The 19869-nt window shown below is 51.9% G+C and carries 12 protein-coding genes; 3 read left to right on the forward strand and 9 right to left on the reverse strand.

Annotation, left to right across the window (positions count from 1 at the left end; genetic code table 11):
* Nucleotides 1–223: 223 nt before the first annotated feature.
* The 4 genes from melA to FHT67_RS30070 form a co-directional block, all read right to left on the reverse strand.
* On the reverse strand, nucleotides 224–1732 hold the full coding sequence (melA, locus tag FHT67_RS17130; protein WP_167200178.1) for an alpha-glucosidase/alpha-galactosidase: 1509 nt from the start codon (nucleotides 1730–1732) through the stop codon (nucleotides 224–226).
* Between the two features lie 99 nt (nucleotides 1733–1831).
* The gene (locus FHT67_RS17135; protein ID WP_167200182.1) at nucleotides 1832–2758 is read right to left on the reverse strand and encodes an AraC family transcriptional regulator; all 927 of its coding nucleotides are present in this window, start codon (nucleotides 2756–2758) and stop codon (nucleotides 1832–1834) included.
* 64 nt (nucleotides 2759–2822) lie between these two features.
* Nucleotides 2823–3311, reverse strand: coding sequence for a hypothetical protein (locus tag FHT67_RS17140; protein ID WP_167200185.1), 489 nt, complete (start codon nucleotides 3309–3311; stop codon nucleotides 2823–2825).
* 95 nt (nucleotides 3312–3406) lie between these two features.
* Nucleotides 3407–3949, reverse strand: coding sequence for a DUF1232 domain-containing protein (locus tag FHT67_RS30070; RefSeq protein ID WP_243867267.1), 543 nt, complete (start codon nucleotides 3947–3949; stop codon nucleotides 3407–3409).
* A gap of 229 nt (nucleotides 3950–4178) precedes the next feature.
* On the opposite strand from FHT67_RS30070, the gene tlp reads away from it, so the two are divergent.
* The 3 genes from tlp (at nucleotide 4179) to FHT67_RS17160 (ending at nucleotide 6871) form a co-directional block, all read left to right on the forward strand.
* Nucleotides 4179–4391 (forward strand): small acid-soluble spore protein Tlp, encoded by a 213-nt coding sequence (gene tlp, locus FHT67_RS17150; protein ID WP_132307657.1) that lies wholly within the window; start codon nucleotides 4179–4181, stop codon nucleotides 4389–4391.
* A 117-nt stretch (nucleotides 4392–4508) separates the two neighbouring features.
* Nucleotides 4509–6086, forward strand: coding sequence for an acetate--CoA ligase (locus FHT67_RS17155; protein WP_167200188.1), 1578 nt, complete (start codon nucleotides 4509–4511; stop codon nucleotides 6084–6086).
* A gap of 464 nt (nucleotides 6087–6550) precedes the next feature.
* Nucleotides 6551–6871: a type II toxin-antitoxin system death-on-curing family toxin gene (locus tag FHT67_RS17160; RefSeq protein ID WP_243867269.1), complete on the forward strand. Its 321-nt coding sequence runs from the start codon at nucleotides 6551–6553 to the stop codon at nucleotides 6869–6871.
* On the opposite strand, the gene FHT67_RS17165 is transcribed toward FHT67_RS17160, so the two are convergent.
* The 5 genes from FHT67_RS17165 to FHT67_RS17185 form a co-directional block, all read right to left on the reverse strand.
* Nucleotides 6860–12658 (reverse strand): glycoside hydrolase domain-containing protein, encoded by a 5799-nt coding sequence (locus FHT67_RS17165; RefSeq protein ID WP_167200191.1) that lies wholly within the window; start codon nucleotides 12656–12658, stop codon nucleotides 6860–6862. The two genes, FHT67_RS17160 and FHT67_RS17165, sit on opposite strands and share 12 nt — an antisense overlap.
* Before the next feature lie 28 nt (nucleotides 12659–12686).
* Nucleotides 12687–14261 carry an S-layer homology domain-containing protein gene (locus FHT67_RS17170; protein ID WP_167200194.1) on the reverse strand — a complete coding sequence of 525 codons (1575 nt, stop codon included), beginning with the start codon at nucleotides 14259–14261 and terminating at the stop codon, nucleotides 12687–12689.
* Nucleotides 14262–14287: 26 nt separating this feature from the next.
* Complete coding sequence (locus FHT67_RS17175) at nucleotides 14288–17818, reverse strand: PA14 domain-containing protein (RefSeq protein WP_167200197.1); 3531 nt, start codon at nucleotides 17816–17818, stop codon at nucleotides 14288–14290.
* Nucleotides 17819–18268: 450 nt separating this feature from the next.
* Complete coding sequence (locus FHT67_RS17180) at nucleotides 18269–19210, reverse strand: methylenetetrahydrofolate reductase (protein ID WP_167200201.1); 942 nt, start codon at nucleotides 19208–19210, stop codon at nucleotides 18269–18271.
* Nucleotides 19211–19287: 77 nt separating this feature from the next.
* Entirely contained in the window at nucleotides 19288–19824 is a 537-nt protein-coding gene (locus tag FHT67_RS17185; RefSeq protein WP_167200204.1) for a DUF402 domain-containing protein, read from the reverse strand.
* Nucleotides 19825–19869: the final 45 nt, after the last annotated feature.

The following is a 19869-nucleotide window of genomic DNA, read 5'->3' on the forward strand; positions in this document are numbered from 1 at the left end:
CGGAGGGCTCTTTATTACAGCATGTAACTAATTAATTCATTACTAGATGTCCTCCGACAGGTTGTCAGGTATAAGATGTTGAAGCAATAAGAATACCCATTCTCTTATCTAAAGTACTACGAAGCTTGGGATACTTCCCGTTCTCTTTTTTCACGATGGTTCTATAGTCATCATTGTACAAAAGAACTCGCTCAACATCGAGCGAGTTCTTTTACATCATCTCTTAAACCCCAGCCGCAGGCCGCTCCTTCGCCTTATCCGACTCGATCGCGTTGCGAGTCGCCGCTTCCCGATCCTGGCTGAGCTCCTCGATCGACTTCGTCTTCAGGCGCGCAGCGCCCTGATAATTCTCCCGCGTTGGCAACAAGTTACCACTTGCCAACCGCTCCTCCGCTGCGGCGATCGCTTCCGTATACTGCGGCAGCCACTTCGCCTGCGCAACCAGCATCTCATCAGCCATCTGCCAAATCTCCTTCGGATTGCACACCGCACCGGTGAGCGGATCCATCATCATCGCTTGGCGGAGCAGCTTGTCGTCGCCGTGGACGGCGGCTTCTACGGCCATGCGTTGGACGGAGATGCTGACGTTGCAGACGGCTGCGGGGCCGAGCGGCAGGTCGCCGACAACCGGCATGTTGATGCCGTTGCGGTCGACATAGCCCGGCGCTTCGATGATCGCATCGTCAGGCAGGTTGGTGATGACGCCGTTGTTCACGACGTTGAAGTGACCGCGGTAGACACGGCCTGTCTCAAGGCCTTCAATAATATAAGAGCCATGCTCTTCGCCGCGGTTCTCAGCCGTATACTTGAACGGCTCTGCCTTCATCCAATTCGGGAAGTCGGTCTCGAACCAGTTGCGGCCTTCGGTGCAGACTCGCAGGTAGCCGCCGGTCTCGCCGTTGATCCATACGCCAAGATCGATCCAGTCCTTGATCTCATCGGCGCGTTTACGGTACCAAGGCACGTATTCGCTCAAGTGACCGTTGGATTCGGTGGAATAGTAACCGAAGCGGCGCAGCATGTCGATGCGGACCTTTTCGGTCTGAGCGAATTCCGGCACCGCTTCGAATGCCTCCAAGAGGTCCCCCGTACGATCAACACCATCCGTCTTCACGGAGATATACCACGTCTGATGGTTAATGCCCGCACAGATGATGTCGACGTCCTTCTTCTCCCGGCCCAGCGCACGCGCGATTTGGTGATGTCCACCTTGTACGCCATGGCAGAGGCCGATGGTACGGACACCGCCGTACTTGTTGCATGCCCAAGTCAGCATCGCCATCGGGTTCGCATAATTGAGGAGCAGCGCATTGGGTTCCGCCACCTCGCGGATGTCCTTGCAGATGTTCAACATCTCGGCAATGCCGCGCTGGCCGTACATGATCCCCCCTGCGCACAATGTGTCCCCTACGCATTGGTCGATGCCGTATTTTAACGGAATGTCGATATCGTATTGGAACGCTTCAAGACCGCCAATCCGTACCACGCAGAACACGTAACGCGCATCCTTAAGCGCTTCTCTACGGTTGGTTGTGGCTTGAATCTCGATGGACAAGCCATTTTCGTTGATGTCTCTTTGCACGAGCTGCGTGACCATGTCGAGATTATGTTCGTTAATGTCTGTAAAAGCAACCTGGATATCCTTAAATTCCGGCACGGCGAGCAAGTCTCTCATTAAACCACGTGTGAACCCGATACTTCCCGCACCTACAAACGCCACCTTAAAACTCATAAAAAACGCCTCCTCTTCGCCTATAAGGGTGTTGTCTTTCGTTACCCTTATTCTAACAGGCGGAAAAAGAAGGCGTTTCCACATTCGCAACAGCTTGCGTTAGATATTGTCAACTATTTCAACTTCATCATCAGTCCAGCTGGAGATCGTATTCTTGGATTTGCGGTATTCGGCAGGCGATATACCCGTCATTTTCTTGAACAGCATGCTGAAATATTGACGGCTGTTCAGCCCGATATGATCCGCTACTTCAATGATGGGCACATCCGTCCGGGCAAGCAGCATTTTGGCTTTATCCATACGCAAGTCCACCAAATATTCATTGATGGTCTTGTTCATATTCGATTTAAAAATACGCTGGAGATAGACGGGATGCAGATTAACGGCAGCCGCAATATCCTTGGCTTGAATCGCCGTATCGTAATATTGGTGAATGTATTCCGTTGCTTGCCGCACGTAATGATGGATTTGGCGCTCGGTGCTATTTTTCGCCTCAACGGCAACCAGCCTTCCAACGCGAACCAGCAGCTGGGACATCAGAAGATTGGTCATCAGCTCGCGCCCCTGCTCCTTCCCTTCGCCGCCTAGATCCAGCTCGAACACGAGATTCCGCAGGTTCACCTGAATATCTTCATAGTCTCTCAGCACAATGGTATCGAGCCGCTGCTCCAGCAGCTTGGAGAACATCGGGTTATGATTGGCCATTTGATTCATCGACGGGTAGATGCCTTCGCAGGGCTGGAATCCAAACTCGACGTTCAGCATCCGGCACGGACTGCCGCTCTCAACGATCAGTCTATGCGGCACGCCGGCGTCCAGCATAATTAGATCGCCTTTGCGCATCGCAATAACATCCTTGTTCGTCTCAACCGTGCAGTTTCCGGAAATGACGTACATGAACTCCGTCCAGTCGTGCTGATGGAAGCCCATATGGAAATCCTCCCACTGCTTGTAATAATACGCCATGATCTTGGGCCGGAATTCCCCGTCTCTCCACTTTGCATCGTAAAAGCTGTTCGCATTCATGCTTTTCCCACCTTTGCAACCGGTATAGCCTCTAAGGTCAGCATATACCTGCCGGCAAGGAAGGTCAACGCTTCCCGGTCTTCTCGTTCCATTGCTCCGGATAAATGACAAAATACCTGGTCCCCGGCTTCACCGTGTAATGCTCGGTTGTAATGCCGTACAGCTTCAAGCGTTCCTTCAATCTACGATAGTAGCTGTCGAGTCTTCCTCGATCCTTCTTGTTGCCGGGCTCAAGCTCCTGCTTGTACCTGGCCGTGAAGATCATCTCCGAGGTACAGGACAAGCCTTCGGTAACCATTCGGAATAACACGCAGACATCCCCCTCAGACAGCTCCATAGCCTGGCCCCTCGCCAGCCATTCCCCTTTGCTCAAGTCCAGATAAAGATCGTATTGCAGCGGACGATGCTGTTCATACACCTGACGGAGCTGCAACGCCGTCTTGGCTTCCATCCAGCCATCCGCATCCGAATGGATGTAGGCCATCAATTCTTTCCGCCCTTCCTCTATCGCTTCTATCGCTTCTATCGCGCATCTCTCTTCCGTCATATTCATGGTGCTGCTTCCTCCTAGCCCTCTCCTCACTGAATCATCTTCCGATGCAAATACCCCGCTAACAATAAGCGAGGTACTTTATAAATATTTAACTGTTATTTCTTGAAAAAGGTTGCAGCCTTATCCCGGTGCTCGTCCGTAATATGCGAGCTGATGGCCTTATAGGCAACGAATATCGCAGTAGCGTCATCCCCATACCCGATAACCGGAAAAATATCCGGCACAAGGTCGATCGGCAGAATCCAATAGGCCAGCGCGCTAATGGCCGTTACTTTTACTTTGGCCGGCGTATTGGGGTCCATCGCGCAATAGTACATCGCTACCGCTTCATGGGCAAAAGGCACCTTGCCCGCATATTTTCTCATCTTGGACCAGAAGCCTTTGTTTACGTATTTCACTTGCTCCTCATGGTCGCCGATCTTCGCGGACCAGGAGTCCGTGTCGACCTCTTCCTCCTGCCTCTCCGCAGGAAGCGATTCGACGCTGCTTGCAATTTCCTCATCCGACAAGTCGGCCGGAAGGACATCCTCTTGAATGAAGCTTTCGTGGCATGCTTCGCATTTGGCCTGCCTCAGCTTCAGGGCATCAACCTGATTTCTGTGTCCGCAATTCGGACATTCAACCGTAATTTCCGACATCGAGATTCACCCGCCTATTAAATAGTTATATATTCGTTAACGGCATACAGCTGGATTAGCGTAAAACCGGGCAAAACAAGCCCTCTTATATAATTAAACAGAAAAACCAATCTTTAGACAATTAACTTTGGTTTATTTTTGCATAAAAAATCCAGTCCGTGGGTCACAATAGCTGTTGGGTGCTAAACGGCGCCCGACTACAAACACGAATAAAAGGAGAGGTATACGTATGGCAAAGCCAGACAATCGCGCGGACAATGCAGAACATCTGCAGGAGCATATCGCCAACACGCAGCAGAACATCCAAGAGACTGAACAATATTTGAACGAGTTCAGCTCCGAAATCAGCAGCACGGAACAAAACCAGCTCGAAGAAAAGAACGAGCGCCGGAGAGAAAGCGTTGCAGGCTTCAAAGAAGAACTGCAAGACGAACAAGGCTAAAAGGAAAAGCAAAGATGACTTCTGCTTCGTCGGAAGTCATCTTTTTCATGCTCACAACCTATGCTATACTGTCGCTAATCCGCTATGAATCACGCATTGGCAAAGGAGCAGGCCTACATGAATTTCGATCAATGGATCGCACCCGAACAATATAACATCAGCTCTGAGATTGAGCGTCACAAGTCGGACAAGCTTGCTCTCCGTTTGCTGGACGATCAGGGCCATACTACGACGATTACATATAACGAGCTGCTGAAGCAGGTAAACCGGCTGGCGGGCGGCTTAAGCGAGCTTGGACTTGCAAAAGGCGACCGCGTTCTCGTCATGGTTCCTAGAACTATCGAGGCGTATATAATCTACGTGGCCTGCTTGAAGCTTGGTCTTGTCATTATTCCATCCTCCGAAATGCTCCGTTCCAAGGATCTGTCCTACCGCCTCCAGCATTCCGAAGCTCGCGCGGTGATCGCTTGGACGGAGGGAACCGTTGAAGTAGACCGCATTACGGAAGAGCTGCCCGCCCTGCAGTTCCGGATTGACGCAAGCGGCGGACAAGCCGAAGGCTGGATGACCTTAAGCTCCTTAATGGAAGGTCAGCCGGAAGAACGAGAAGCCGAGCCTACCCACCGCGACGATACGGCGATGCTCTCTTATACGTCGGGGACAACAGGCAATCCGAAGGGCGTCGTTCACAGCCACGGCTGGGGCTACGCGCATCTGCGCATTACCGCTTCATGGCTTGGCATCCAAAGCTCCGATCTCGTCTGGGCAACCGCTGCGCCGGGATGGCAGAAATGGATTTGGACGCCGTTCCTATCCGTGCTCGGCAGCGGCGCAACCGGCTTGATCTATAACGGATCGTTCAGCGCGGAGCCTTACTTGCGAATCATTCAGGACAACCAGGTTCAGGTGCTGTGCTGCACGCCAACGGAATACCGCATTATGGCGAAGACGGATGGGTTGTCCGCTTACGACCTGTCGTCGATCCGCAGCGCCGTATCGGCCGGCGAGCCGCTTAACCAAGCCGTGATTAAGCAGTTCGAGGAGCTGTTCCGCTTCATCATTCGCGACGGCTACGGTCAGACGGAAAATACGCTTCTAATCGGCAATCTGAAGGATTCCCCGATTAAGATTGGCTCCATGGGCAAGTCTATCGTTCCGGGTCTCGTCGAGATTATTGATGACGAAGGCCGTCCGCAGCCGATGGGAGAGGTCGGCAGCATTGCCGTTCATACTGACATGCCTGCCCTGTTCAAGTCGTATTACAAGAATCCCGATCGCAAAGGCGCCAACATTGTTGGTTCCTACTTCATCACCGGCGACCGCGCAAGCAGGGATGAGGAAGGTTATCTGTGGTTCGAGGGCCGCGGGGACGATATTATTATCAGCTCCGGCTATACGATTGGACCGTTTGAGGTCGAGGAAGCCTTGCTCCGCCATCCATCCGTCAAGGAATGTGCGGCCGTCGCAAGTCCGGATGAAATCCGCGGCCATATCGTCAAGGCGTTTATCGTGCTGAGGGACGGCGTCTCCGGCTCCCCGGAGCTGGTCAAAGAGCTGCAGGATCACGTCAAATCCGTAACGGCGCCTTACAAATATCCGCGTAAAATCGAATTCATCAATGAACTGCCCAAGACGAGCTCCGGCAAAATCCGCCGGATTGAGCTTCGCCAGCGCGAGGCGTTTCTGAACTCTTAAGCAAAATAACAGCCGCTGTTCAAGCCAAGCTTTTACCAAGGCTTAGCTTTGAATAGCGGCTTGTTTATTACGATAGTTATTATTTCTTTCTTTTGCTACAGTAAATAACGTATTCTAGGCAGTCATCTATCACACCGGCATAATTAACCTATTAAAGGACATATTCTCTACTAGCACGTTTGATGTTCTTGGAGGGCAAAGAGGAGGAGAAGGATGTGGCTAATAAACAAGAAACTATCAAAACAACCGTTGCCAGTGATCGTGTCGTTGAAGATGCTATGAAAAAAGGTATGAAAAAATACGACAAGACCCTTAAAAGGTTGTCGAAAAGTTAATGTATGTACAACTTACCGCAGAGCAGATTATTCAAATTCATGATGAACAATTAAACGTATACGGCGGCCTACCCTGGTATTAAGGATAGAGGAAGACGAAGACTTGATTTCATTGCTGAACAACCCTTCATGGAATCATTCTCGCAAGAACTCTATCCCGGATTATTTAGGAAAGCCGCTGTTTATTTTTATACGTTAACCACTGCTCACGCATTTAACGATGCAAATAAACGCACTGCCGTCTTAACTTGTTATGTTTTTCTTACTATTCACAACCAAGAGCTAATTGCCGATGCTGATGAGTTGTATGAAGTAGCTATAAAAGTCGCTACTAAAACAATGAATATAGATGAATTGAGTATTTGGCTTCAAAATAACTGCGAAAGAACAAACAGCCCCCAATCCTTCGAAAGGATTGGGGGCTGTGCTTTTACTGCCTTATGCTTTTAACGAAAATGCCGCGTTATCGAAGTTGCCGATGTATTTCTTGCCGGTCTCGCCATTGCCGGCCGAGCCAGTCAGCACCAAGTATACATCCTGAATGCCTGTCAGCTTCTGCGTCAAGGCACCGCTCTCCGTTTTGTACGTTCCCCAGCTTCCCGCCGTAGGAGGAACGGAGATTGTACCCACAAGCGTACCTGTTGGGCTGCCCAGTCGTATTTCAACAGCAGAGTTCGCAAAGCAGTTGCCCGAGTTGCTTGAATACTCAACGGCGAATGTATTAACGCCTTCTGTGCCAAAATCCATTCGTTTGTAGGCCAGCCATGCGCCGTTGAACGTGTTCTTCACTTGCAAGCCAACTCCGCCCTTGCCCGCTTCCGTTCCGAGCGCGGTGCTGTTCGCCGGATTCAATGCCGTCGTCCATTCGTCGTACGATTCCAGCTCCAGCTTCGGATAATCGCTGCGAACCGGCTTGTAGCCAAAGGTTAAGCTGTCATAGTTGCCTACGTATAGGAGGCTTGAAGTCGTGCTGCCCGTCATTACGATGTACAAATCCTGCTTGCCTTTGATCGTCGTATTCAGATCCGCTGTCGCCGTATTGTATTGACCCCATGTACTACCTGTATTAGGGATCGCTACAGCTCCAACCAAGGTGCCCGTTGGGCTTCCGAGTCTGATCTCCGCTTTTACGTCCGCAGGAGCTCTATTGGTTGGCGCGTCGTAGACGATGGATACTTGGTTTTTGCCTTTTTCCGAACCAAAATCAACATCCTTGAAGCCCAGCCATGCGCCTGTGTACGTATTGCCGACCGTCTGGCCGCCATTATTGTTCTCGATCTTCATGGCTTGATTGTTAAACGTATTAAGAGCGGTGTTCCACTCCGTCTTGTTCTCGAACTGAACGGTAACTTGCTCCGGCTCTTCAGGCTGCTGCGCGTTCAGGGAGAAGGAAGCATTATCGAAGTTGCCAATGTATTTCTTGCCGGTCTCGCCGTTAGCTGCAGATCCGGTCAGCACCAGATAGATATCTTGAATGCCCGTCAGCTTCTGCGTCAAGCTGCCGCTTACCGTCGCATACGTTCCCCAAGCAGCCGCAGTTGGAGGTGTGGCTACTGTGCCAACAAGCTTACCTGTCGGACTTCCAAGGCGAACCTCTACTGACGAGTTGTTAAAGGTGTTGGTAGAGTTGCCCGCGTATTCAATCGAGAACTTATCTGCACCCTCACTGCCAAAGTCCATACGCTTGTAGGCCAGCCATGCGCCGTTAAACGTATTCTTCACTTGTTGGCCAACTCCGCCTTTTCCTGCTTCCGTTCCAAGCGGCTGGCTGTTGGCCGGGTTTAATTCCGTAGACCAGTCGTCATACGCTTCAAGCTCGAGCTTGGCATAATCCGATCTGATCTTCTCGAATTTGAACCAGTCGAAGTTTCCGATGTACGGCAATTTGTTTGGATTAGGCGTTCCCGCCACCATGACAACGTATAGCTTCTGCTTGCCGGTTAACGTTTTGGTCAGCTTCTCGTTTGTTAGGACATAACTTCCCCAGCCCGTATTCGTGTCGTCAACCAGATTAACGGTTCCGACAAGCTCGCCGGTTTCGCTGCCGAGTCTGAACTCCAGCTTGGAGCCGGCAGGTACTTTATCCGTAGGCGCGTCGTATTGAACGGTTACGTTATTAAAGCCTTTCGAACCGAAATTCACATCGTAGGCCAGCCATGCACCGTTAAAGGTATGGGCAACAACCGTTCCGCCGTTGCCGGCTTCGGTCCCCAGGCCACCCTTGCCATCCGGATGTCCTTCCGACGTCCACTGTGCGCGGCTCTCGAATTGAACCGTCAATTCGTCGCCAGGCTCTTGCGGCTCTTCCGGCACTTCCGGTTCTTCCGGCTCATCCGGCTTCGGATCCGGCAGCGGAATTGGTTCCGGCAGCGGCTCGTCGATAACCGGCGGGCTGTCCGGAAGCGATCCAGGCTCGGACTGCTGCACGATTGGATCGGCCAGCCAGAGCGGAGATTCGTAAATATCTCCGTTAAATTCGTTTACTAAATAGATATTCACCTTATATTTGTTAGCGTCTACGTTATAGATTTGCGAGATGTCAAAGCTTCCGGTCTGAACGGGCACTGCGCTGGATACCCAAGCATGCTCCTTGCCGTCCATGAGCTGGAAGACAACCACCGCCGAATCGGTATAGTCGCCTTTAAGCGTACCGGTAACATCCACAACCATGTTGCCGTCCTGGTGAATATCCGCGTTCAGATCAAACACATCCCACTTCACATCCGAGGTGTAAGCCTCGGTGGACAGAAGAGCTTTACTTGGAGCGAGATTCTCCGCCGCATTAGCCATCACTCTGACCTGCACATCGCCAGGTTCATAGCTCAGCGGTCCAACGGTCTGCGGGTTCGCCTTCGCTTGCGTCCAGGACTTGCCGCCATTCGTGCTGAACTCGTAATCCGATGCGTTCGTGATCCCTTCTACCGGCGTCCAGCCAAACGTATTGGCTTTGTCATCAACGACCGGATGGGTTGGAGCAGCCGGAACGTTCAGCTTGCGCACCGCTTCGAGACTGAAGTCGAACGCGATGTCCGAGCTGGTTGCATTCGCCTGATGCACCTCAGCCGTCAATACGTTGGTGCCTTCAACCAGATAGGAAGGATCAATACTGAAGCCGTTCTTATCCCGCTCATCGCCAACCGTTGCATTGGCAAGCGTGCTGTAGTTCACGGCACCCGAAGGCATATTGGTACGGAAAATTTCATGTCCGTTCAAATAGACAATTGCGCCATCGTCGCGGATTAGGCTGCCACCCAGCTCAAGGATGCCGTCCAGATCCTTCGCTTCGAACGTTTTGCGGAAATAGGTGGTAATGTACTTATTGTTGGCATTTGGCCCGTAGCTGATCGTCGTTGCCGGTTTGCCGTAATTGTCATAACCAAGCATCGCTTTGCCGGAGCTCCAGCTGCTGTCGTCGAAATCTACCTGCGTCCAGCCTTCGCCGGCTTCCTTGCCTTTGTCGTAATAGCTCCAAGTCGATTTCTCAGGGATCAGCTGCTCATGGTTGTAGTTATTGTCGATCTTGGCATTGAAATCGGTCGTTGGAGGAGCTGCGCTTGCTTTCGCGCCCCAGCTCATGTTCGGCGTGCTGCCCATATGGAATTCAAGCGTGCCGCCAGCCATCAGCTCATCGTACTTGATCCAGGATTGATTGAAGTCTTTGCCGTTCAGCTCAGCCGATTGGATAAAACGGTTCTCGCTCGACACGTTATCCGCCTTGATCACAAGCGTCTTCCCGCTGCCCATATGCAGCTTCACTTCGGAGAAGATCGGCGAGCCGATCAGGAAGTAAGCTTCGCCCGGGTTGCCGGGGAATAAGCCAAGCGCGCTGAAAACGTACCAGGAGGACATGCCGCCTGCGTCATCGTCCATCGAAGACAGGTAGCCTTCCGGATCGTCGCGGTATACGCGGGATTTAAGCGGGTAAGCGTAAGCCCCGTGGTTATGGTACTTCTGCGTAACGACTTCCGTCGTAAACTCTCTTGCATAGTATTGCGTCAGGTATGGATAACCCAGATAGTTGAACAGATACGGCGCCGAGATATCCTCCTCGTTGATCGCCATATACTCGTCGATCCCGAAGAAATGCTTCAGCTGCTTCGCCATCTCGGTCTTGCCGCCCATCAGCTCGGCAAGGCCGTTGATATCCTGCGGCGCGGACCAGCGGTATTGCCACAGGTTGCCCTGATAAGCATAGCGGTCAACCGCCTGAATGTCGCCGGCACCTACCGTCGTTCCATTTGGAGTAAAGAAGCCGGTTGGTGTGCCCTTTTCATCCACCTGCGTGGGATTCCACAGCTTTTTGTACGACAGGGCAAGCTCTTTGTACTTCTCGAACGTTGCTTTATCGCCGATCAGCTGAGCAAGCTTCATCGGGAACGATGCGCTGTTCGCTTTCTCCAGCTTGCCGGAGATCTCTCCGTCGCTGATGGAGAAGTTGTCGGCGTCAACCGCCATGCCCTTTAACGCTTTATAGACGTCGAAGTCCTGGAAGCCTTTCGCGTACGCATCAAGAATAACTTGTCCGTTGAATTCGTTCCGGACCGTTGGGCTTGGCCAATAACCGTCGCCCCATTGGGTATAAGTGCCGCGGGTACTGTACAGATCCACGAGCGACTTCACCATATTGTCGTAACGCTGCGGCTCGAACAAGGAGAACATCGCGTATTTGCGGAAGTCGTCCCATGTCGTCCAGCCGTTGTAGTACTCGAAGTCATCGCCCAGCTCGGAAGCCTGACGAATCGTATTCTCGTCTCTGCCCGCTTTGAACGTGCCGGCCGAGCTCGTTACGTTCTTCGGGCTCAGATAAGAATGGTACATTTGCGTATAAAATACGCGCTTGTTCTGCTCATCCGCATCCGTAATTTCAACCTTGTTAAGGACGTTGCTCCAAGCGGCTCTTGCTTCCTCGTGACGGGCGTCGAAATTCCAGTCCGAGTACATGCCTCGCTCCGCTTGCGCCTGCTCCACGCTAATCGTGGACAGACCTACCTTCGCTTGAACCGTTTTGCTCTCCGCCGTGTTGAAGTTCAGCCATACGCCGCTGTTCGAACCGCTGCGCTGAGCTACCGCGCCTACGGAATCGCCTTGCCACGAGCTGTAGGAATCAAAGTTATGATCGAATTGAATCGAGTAATAAATTGTATAGTAGCCATGGCCGCACACGTTCTGGGACTTGATCATCCCCGTAATTTCGTTGCTGCCCGTTACCTTCAGGTTCGCATCCACCATACCCGCGTACGAGTTCGACAGATCGACCAGAACGGAGCCGGTATTGGCCGTATCCGGGAACGTATACTTGTGGAAGCCTACGTTATCGGAGGAAGTCAGCTGCACGTTAATGCCGGAGGCTAGCGTTACGCCGTAAAAGCCTGCGGAAGCCTGCTCGCTGCTTTTGTCGTATTTCTGCTTGTATTCCGCTACGTTCTTCGTGAAATCGCGCGTCTCCGGCATCATCAGGATGTTGCCGCCTCCGCCGCTGCAGCCTACGCCGCTGAAGCGAAGATGGGAGAAGCCCTTCAGGTTTTTGTTCTCGTAGTAATAACCGCTGAATGCTCCGCCGTCGCTGTCCGGACCAAGCGATACCAGTCCAAACGGCGTTGTAGGGCCAGGGTTGGTCTGACCGTTATCGCCAAGCGTATTGATGAAAGGATCCACGTAATCGATTGGCGCCAGATTCGTCTCCGGTTCAGCCGGAATTTGATCGGTCTCAACCCCGTATACTTCCAGCTCATAGATGCGGGCGATGTTGCTGTCATACGCCGCCTTGTCGATGTAGAGACGAATGTACCGCGTCGTGAACGGGGTAACAAACCGGTCAACAATCGTCTGAGCGTTGTTCGTCACGACGTCAACGTCCGTCCATGTCTCGCCGTCGTCGCTTTTTTGAAGCCGGAAGTTTTTCGTATTCCAGAACGGGCTGTTGCCGGACTCGTTAATCGCAGCGTTCTGCAGCACCCATTCGTTAACCAGATATTCCTTGCCCAAATCAAGCTTGAGCCATTTCTTCTGGGCGGAAGTGTTATCGCACCATTTCGTATCGGTCTTGCCGTCCACGGCGTTGCTCGGGATTTCGTTCGCGTTGCACTGGCCGGAAGCCGTAGCCGTCGCGTTAATGGCCACGTTCCTGGTCGTAATCCCTTCGGCCGCTGCCGCAAACGCGGCATTGGATCCGACAGGCACCAGAATGCCGGTCAAGCACAGAACGGTCATCGCCACCGCAAAAAGCTTCTTAAACATTTGCCGGGTCCTCCTTCTTTCGTCTTTCTTACGGCATCAGCCGGTTGATCATAACGGCGATTTCCGCGCGTGTCAGAGCGGCTTTCGGATGGAACTGCTTGCCGTCGCCTTCGATTAATCCAAGCTTCCAAGCCTGATCGACAGCGGTGTTGGCCCAAGCCGAGATTTGTTTCTTATCCGCGAATGCAGGCGCACCTTTGCCGGTATCTTTTACTTCAAAGTACTTAACGGTCCGTACAAGCGTAACGACCGCTTCTTCGCGCGTAATCGGATCGTTTGGTCTAAACGAACCTCCGTAGCCCGACATCATGCCAAGCGAAGCCGCGCGCGTTACCGCATCGGTGTAATATTGGCTAGCCGGTACATCCTTGAACGGATTGGCTGCCGCCGCGTCAGCCGCTTTACCCGTGTAATCCACCGCGCGCATCATCATAGTCGCGAACTCCGCGCGCGTAATGTTGCGGTTAGGCGCATAATGCTGCTGGTCCACGCCGGATACAATGTGCTTGGCGCTCAAGGATTTCACGGCTGCTTCCGCCCAATGGCCAGCCGGCACGTCAACGAATGTTTTGCTGTATTCCAAAATGGTATACGTCGAGAAATGGCGGGCATTAAACTTGAACGTATTGCCCTCAAGCTTGCCGCCGACATAGTCAAGCTGCTTGCCGTTCACATAATAAACGCCAGCCAGACCGGAATGGATCTGCTTCGCTTGCTCGTCCGTCAGCTTAAGGGCTACTTCGGCAGGCTTGTCCAAGTTATGAATCTCCGTGACGCTGCTGCCGTTGATCACTTGAATAGTTGCCGTAAGCACAATCCCAGTCGAGACGTAGTCCGGGTTCGATTGAAGCGCTTGGTTAACGGCATTCTTGGCATCGCTTGTCAGAACCGTATTTACGACAATGCGGACCTGCGAGCTTGCCGATGTATCGGATGTCCCGATTGAACCTGCAGGGAATCGGATCGTCGAGCTTCCCGAAGTCACAATCAGATCCAGGTTCTTATCCTTGAGTGTCTTCAGCGTCTCTGCCGGGAAGTTCAGCGCGCTGCCCGTTTCGCCAGTTGCCGCAGGCAATTCTACCGTAATGGAGCCTTGCGCGCTGTTAGCGGCGGAAGCTAAAGTGCCGCTGCCGAATAGATAGCCGTCTTTGCCAAGCTCCGGCTTGATGGTAGAGCCCGTCGAATCGCCGGCATCGGCGGGAATGGTTGATGCCGGAGGCGTTACGGTCCCCCCGTTACCCGGATTCGAGCCTCCACCCGACCCTTCAACAACCGAGAACGTCTTGTTCACCGTAGTAGAGCCGCTGGTTGCCGTAACGTTATACACGCCCCAAGGAGCAAAATCCTGCGTCTCGGGAATGGTAATGGTTGCGGTATAAGTGCCGTTAGTTGGCTCAATAACATCCATATAGAAGGTTGTCCGGTTCGGACGGATGATCTTCAGGACGACATCGTCCTCTGCCGTTCCGGAGAACGTAATCTCGCCGCCGCGCAGCACTTCCTTCGCGCTAATATTAAGCGCAAAGGCTGCTGCAGCCGCATAGCCGGTTGCCGGCAGGACAACAATACACAACGCCAGTAGGGCTGCCAAAACTTTTTTCACTGCACATGATCCTCTCTTTCCAGCCGTTATTGGAACAGCATTGGTCTCGCCAATTGAACCGGAGTTTCGTTCTTGCTGTCGAACTTGTTCACGACGAATACCTTCACCTTGTAATCCTTACCGGTCTCATTGAAGTACTGTGTCATCGTAAGCTTGGTCTTCTTGAGCGGTACGGCGCTGACGAGAATGGGCTGCGGACTCTCCCCCTTCATCAGCTGGAACACCACGTAAGCATCCTCTTCGTAGTCCCTCAGCTGCTCGACATTCACGCTGACCTTCAGCTGCTGGCCGCGTTCGATTTCACCCGTAAGCAGGAAGGTATCCCGGGAATCGTTCTTCGTGAATGCCTTTGTCGATACAAGCGGCATACCGGCCATAACGCCAAGCGATTCATTCGCCGCGACGCGAACCTGCACCGCTCCGGCCGCATAGTCGCCATCCGCGATTGGCTGAGGGTTAGCCGTAGCCGGACTCCAGGTGTTGCCGTTATCTACGCTGTACTCGTAGTTGGTTACCGCATCGTAACCTTTCACGTTGGTCCAGCCAAAGGAGTTATGCGCATCGTCCACGACCGGTGCCGTAGGAGCAGCCGGCTGGTTGCCCGCGCTGACGGCGATTTTCGCTTCCGAGTTATCGCGTTTGTTAACGGCCTTCACAACGAATTGATAGGACTGATCAAGATTGGTTTTGTCTTTGTCAACGACATATTGGTAGCTGTCCTGACCCTCAACCGTTGGAATGTACACGTTCCAGTTCATGCCCAGCTTGTCGTTCTTCTCGTAGATACGGAAGCCTCGTACGCCTTCGTCCTGCGGCTTGTTCCAAGTAATGGTCCGCTTGTCGTCCTCCGATTTGCTTACTTCCAATTGCTCAACCGGCTTCGGCTTCTCGTCTTCGCGTACAATCGAGTACGTATCGAACGGAGTGGTCTCGCCTGTCATAAAGGAATTAATCGTAAAGCTGTTATCCGTCATGCTGACGCCGGAGAAGATGGCTTTCTTCGGCTGCTGGTAGACAGCCGCATAGTAGCGGTCAACGCCGTCTTTGACATCGTAGAACTTGGTTGCCGCCGAATTGTTGATCATGTAGAGCGTACCGTCCGGATTAAGGGCTCTGCCCTGCGCATCCGTCTGTACATTCTGAACCGGCTTATCGTTGTACATTTGATAGGAACGCATAAACGTATGGTCATGGCCTTGCAGGACAACGTCGATGCCCAACTCGTCAAAGATCGGATACATTTTCTGACGAAGGGCCAGAATATCGCTGTCGAGCGCATGGTTACCCACGGAATAGATCGCTTTGTGGAACGCTACAATCTTCCACTTCTTGTCCGTCGCCGCAACCTCATGCTTCAGCCATTCAATCTCCTGCTCGAAGGAATCCTTCTGAGCTTGGTCCCAGCCGATATCCATCGTGTTAAGCACCATGATATGCGCATCGCCGTAGTCATACGCGTACACGCTGCCCGGCGGCAGCGGGTTCTTGATCGAATCGTTCGGATAGTTGAAATGGTAGTAATAGTTGTCGTTATACGGACCTTCGTGGTTGCCGACAGCAGCCATCAGCGGCAGATTCATCAGAATCGACTGCGGCTTCTTGAAGTAATCCAGCCATTGCGATTCAAGCGCGCCCGCATCCACCTGGTCACCGGTCATCAGCAGGAACTTCGCATCCGGGAACTTCGTGATGGCTTGCTCCATCGTGTTGCCCCACACATCGTAATCCTGCGAATTGGAGCCTTGCGAGTCGGTCAGATACAAGAAGTTGAAGTCATTCTCGTTATCGCTCTCCGTTGTAAAAGACCCCGTCTCGCTCCAGTAGCCGTCAGCGCCAAGCCGGTACTTGTAAGCCGTACCCGGCGTCAGTCCTTCAACAAGCACTTTGTGGCTGATGAACGAGCCCGTCGTGCTGCTCGTAATCTTCAGATTGTTGAGAACCCGCGTATCCTCCGGCTTGCCTGTTACACGGATTTTATTCGGCGAATCAAATCCTTCCGCCGCAGGCACAATCTCAACGATACTGTCCTTAATGTTCGTTGGAGCGCTTTGCGGACGGTCGTAAGGGGTATACCAGGCAAAGGAACGGTTCGTCTTCGCGCTGCCGTAGAGCGACATCGCGATTGCGATCGGCGAGTAGTCCGTTACCTCGGAAAAGTTGGAAGGACTAAACGCAAACGCCTTGACGGCTGTTCCGTCCGCATAGTTCAGATTGCCTTGACCGTCGTAAGCAAGGAAGACGGTTTGACCAGGAAGAACAATCTTCGCCAGACTAAACGTCAAGCTTGAGGAATCTTCGCCGGCTGCAATCTGCTGTACGGATACCGGTTGCCCGTTCGCCATGACGGTAAGGTGATTATTCAAGTCAGCAGGCAGCTCGCCAAGCCCGGAGAGCATGCTAAGCGAGACGGTTTTTCCGTCTGCGGCAACGCTTGCCGCCTTAGGGCCTGTATACTCTGCCGGGAGATAGAAGGCGTTGCCCGGAATGATCTCCTTGGCGAGCGTTGGCGTTGACCAGCGCAGATACAGATTGGAACCGCCAAAGTCCTCGAAATATTCGATCTTGATATCGTACTTGCGATTGCCTTCGAGCGTAACCGGGGTGCTTGTCTGTTCTTTATCCCAGTCGTTCACCCAATGGTCGATCACAAGCCGGTTGTCGATCCATACCCGGAAGCCGTTGTCGCCCATCATGTAGAAGGTATAGTCACCGGACTCCGGCGGCATGATCTGGCCGGTCCAGCGCACGTTGGCGCCATCCTCAACGCCCGTCATCCCTTTTAATACCGGATTCAGGTCCGTAAAGTTAATTTGCGAGTCTACCGTTGTCGCTTTATAATCGCCGAATGCAAAATCGTTGCCCGAACCCGTGTTCAGGTAATATTCGCCGAGCAAGCCCTGCGCATCGCTCGCTGCTGCGACCGAATCGGAGGTAGTCCCTTGATTCGTATTTTCAGGCGTTTCAGGAGCCGTCTCGCTTCGATCGAAGCCAATGGCTTCAAATTCGTAAATCCGTGCGGCGTAAAATCCGGTATCGGCATCCACTTCACCCGGATTCGTAATGTTAAGCTTGAAGTACCTGGCCGTCACCGGCGTGTCCAGCTCATGCGTTGTTGTGTCTTCGGTGTTGCCGGTTACCGTTACGACAGGAGTCCAATTGACATTGTCATCGCTTGTTTCAATCGTAAAATCCTTCGTGTTGTACGGTTCCTCTTGGCCGCCTGCTCCGGCATGTCCAATGATAAATTTCTCTACGCTGACCTCCGCGCCGGCATCCACCTCCAGCCAATACGGATTGTCCGCCATTGGCAGACCGTCGTTGCCTTGGAATACCCATTCACCGCTCTCTCTGTGTCCGTCAATGGCCAAGGAAGGCGCAAACGCATCCGATACATAACCGTTTGCGGTTGCGGTGACTCCCGCTCTTGCAAACACGTTCTCGGCGGATGTTCCGGCATTAGCCTGCTGCACCATGAAATAACCGCCGGACGCAGCTACGGATGTCCACAGCGTCACGACGGCCAACATACGGCTTGTCAGCTTATAACTTCTCTTCACTCCCGATTCCTCCTACTCTACCTCATGCTTCTGCATCATAATAGAGTAGAATAATTTGGCGAATGTAAAAAACGTTTAAAGAAATAGTAAATGCACGTTGTTTTTATCAATTATTTTAGTTAATTATTCTAAATAAATTATTTGATAATCATTTGTATTATAAATTTCATATTTTTCACGTGATAATTTTATTTTCGAAAATAATTATTATAACTATGGTAATCTAAGCATCATTTGGCTTTGAATTGACGATACGGCTTGATCCGATAGATATTGTCTTGGTATGTCAATATTCGATCTATGGAATTACCCTATTTAATGGGATATTCCCTACTAGATGACAGGCATTAAGGGGATAGGTTTACATTAAAAAAGGAGGCTATAAGAGGAAAAAAGCCGCTGTTCAAGCGGGGCTCTTAACAAGCTCCGGCTTTAACAGCGGCCTTTGGTTTATACAATGGCGTGAACGCCAAGCTTACGGTCAATCATCGTTTTAATGTCTTTCACCAGCTGCACCGAAGCTTCGATCTCGACTTTGCGCGTCGATACGCTTTCGATACTGCAGCCAATCGGGATGCCTTTCTCGATGCCGAACTCAAACAGCTCTTCGAAGATTTTCAGCGACAGCGCAACCGACTTGTCCAAAATATCGGTGGACTTAATCAGATCGTTCTCCAGCCACTTCGGAATGCTGATGCCCAGCCACTTCATGAACTCGAGCGTTTTCTGCGACCCGCATGGTGCTAAGTTGAACAGAATCGGCACGGTCTCGATGCCTTGCTCTTGGCAATAATAGTAGTAGTCGGACAGCATATTCTTCGATGCTTCCACATTAAAGGTGGCCTGCGAAATAAAGAACTTGCATCCGCCGTCTACCTTATCCCTGATGCGGAGATGCTCGTCGTTTTTCTTCATGTGGCGCTCGGGAATAACGACGCCGCCCAGCGTTAACCGGTCGTTCAGTTTTTTGCTGAGCTCATAGGCTTCCGGCAGCTTCATCGTAGTCTGCTGCTTGCTTGAGGAAGTACCCACAAAGACCGAGAACCGGTCTTCTTCGGCATCCTGCTTCAGCCATTCCGCGAAGCTTTCTTCCGAGTTGTTGCCAACCACGCGGTAAATAATTTTGGGAACCTTCCAGTAGTTCAGATAATTCTTGCTGTACGAGGTTGGATCCAGCGCTTCCAGGTAGGGGAAAGGTCTCTCCTCATCCGTCCGGTCCGCTTCATCCTGAACGTCATACAGAATTAAGCCGTCAATGTCGAGGTTTTTCAGACGCTCGTACTGCTTTTCCGAAATTTCGGCCAGCTTCTCCGGCGTGTGGCTTGATTTAGGCGGAGTCATGCCGTAGGTGATGATGCCCGCCTGTCTGTTCAAAATTTTATCCTTAAGCATCGTTCTTCATCCTTAACGTCCATAGTAGTAGTGGAATAATTTCTTGTTTACTTCTACATCCCGCGCTAAATTCCTTCTTATACAGTCGGATTTGTAATATTTGCTTGCCGGTCCGGAATGCGGGCCATTAACCGTTCAATGGTTCCGTCAAAAGGAAACTGCCGCTCCGCAACCCGCTTCTGCAGCCCGGCCAGCTCTTCCCTGACCTGCTTCATCAGCTGCTCCGGATATCCGAACTTAATCGCATTGTCGGCAAATTCGTCTTCATCTATAACCATCCATTCGCCGCCGCGCTGGACAAGATCCAGATCATAATCAACAAAGGATATTTCGCTGCCGCTCATCAAGGCAGGCTGATTGATATTGCAATAATATTCATTAATTTTGCCGTCTACAACAGCCGCGCTGACGGTGAACCAATGCTTGCTCGAGAAAAACTCGATGGACCAGTTGTTTACGGTAAACACGGATTTCTTCGTATGATGCTGAAGCTTCCTGCCGTAACGGCCAAGAACAAACACATAGCCGTCCCCTTCCTCCAGCAGATCGGTGTTCCACTCGTAATGCAGGAGATTGCCATGTTTCAACGCTTTTATTTGAACCGAATTATTCACGAAATGGTCTTCCCTTCAACAATCGTTAGGTTAAGAAAGTATACC

This window comes from Paenibacillus sp. BK720 (assembly GCF_011761545.1).
In the GTDB taxonomy this organism is placed as follows: Bacteria; Bacillota; Bacilli; order Paenibacillales; family Paenibacillaceae; genus Pristimantibacillus.

Excerpts from the sequence above, each read along its gene's own strand:
- melA (WP_167200178.1), bottom strand. The coding sequence starts at position 1,732 with ATGAGTTTTAAGGTGGCGTTTGTAGGTGCGGGAAGTATCGGGTTCACA.
- FHT67_RS17135 (WP_167200182.1), bottom strand. The coding sequence starts at position 2,758 with ATGAATGCGAACAGCTTTTACGATGCAAAGTGGAGAGACGGGGAATTC.
- FHT67_RS17140 (WP_167200185.1), bottom strand. The coding sequence starts at position 3,311 with ATGAATATGACGGAAGAGAGATGCGCGATAGAAGCGATAGAAGCGATA.
- FHT67_RS30070 (WP_243867267.1), bottom strand. The coding sequence starts at position 3,949 with ATGTCGGAAATTACGGTTGAATGTCCGAATTGCGGACACAGAAATCAG.
- tlp (WP_132307657.1), top strand. The coding sequence starts at position 4,179 with ATGGCAAAGCCAGACAATCGCGCGGACAATGCAGAACATCTGCAGGAG.
- FHT67_RS17155 (WP_167200188.1), top strand. The coding sequence starts at position 4,509 with ATGAATTTCGATCAATGGATCGCACCCGAACAATATAACATCAGCTCT.
- FHT67_RS17160 (WP_243867269.1), top strand. The coding sequence starts at position 6,551 with ATGGAATCATTCTCGCAAGAACTCTATCCCGGATTATTTAGGAAAGCC.
- FHT67_RS17165 (WP_167200191.1), bottom strand. The coding sequence starts at position 12,658 with ATGTTTAAGAAGCTTTTTGCGGTGGCGATGACCGTTCTGTGCTTGACC.
- FHT67_RS17180 (WP_167200201.1), bottom strand. The coding sequence starts at position 19,210 with ATGCTTAAGGATAAAATTTTGAACAGACAGGCGGGCATCATCACCTAC.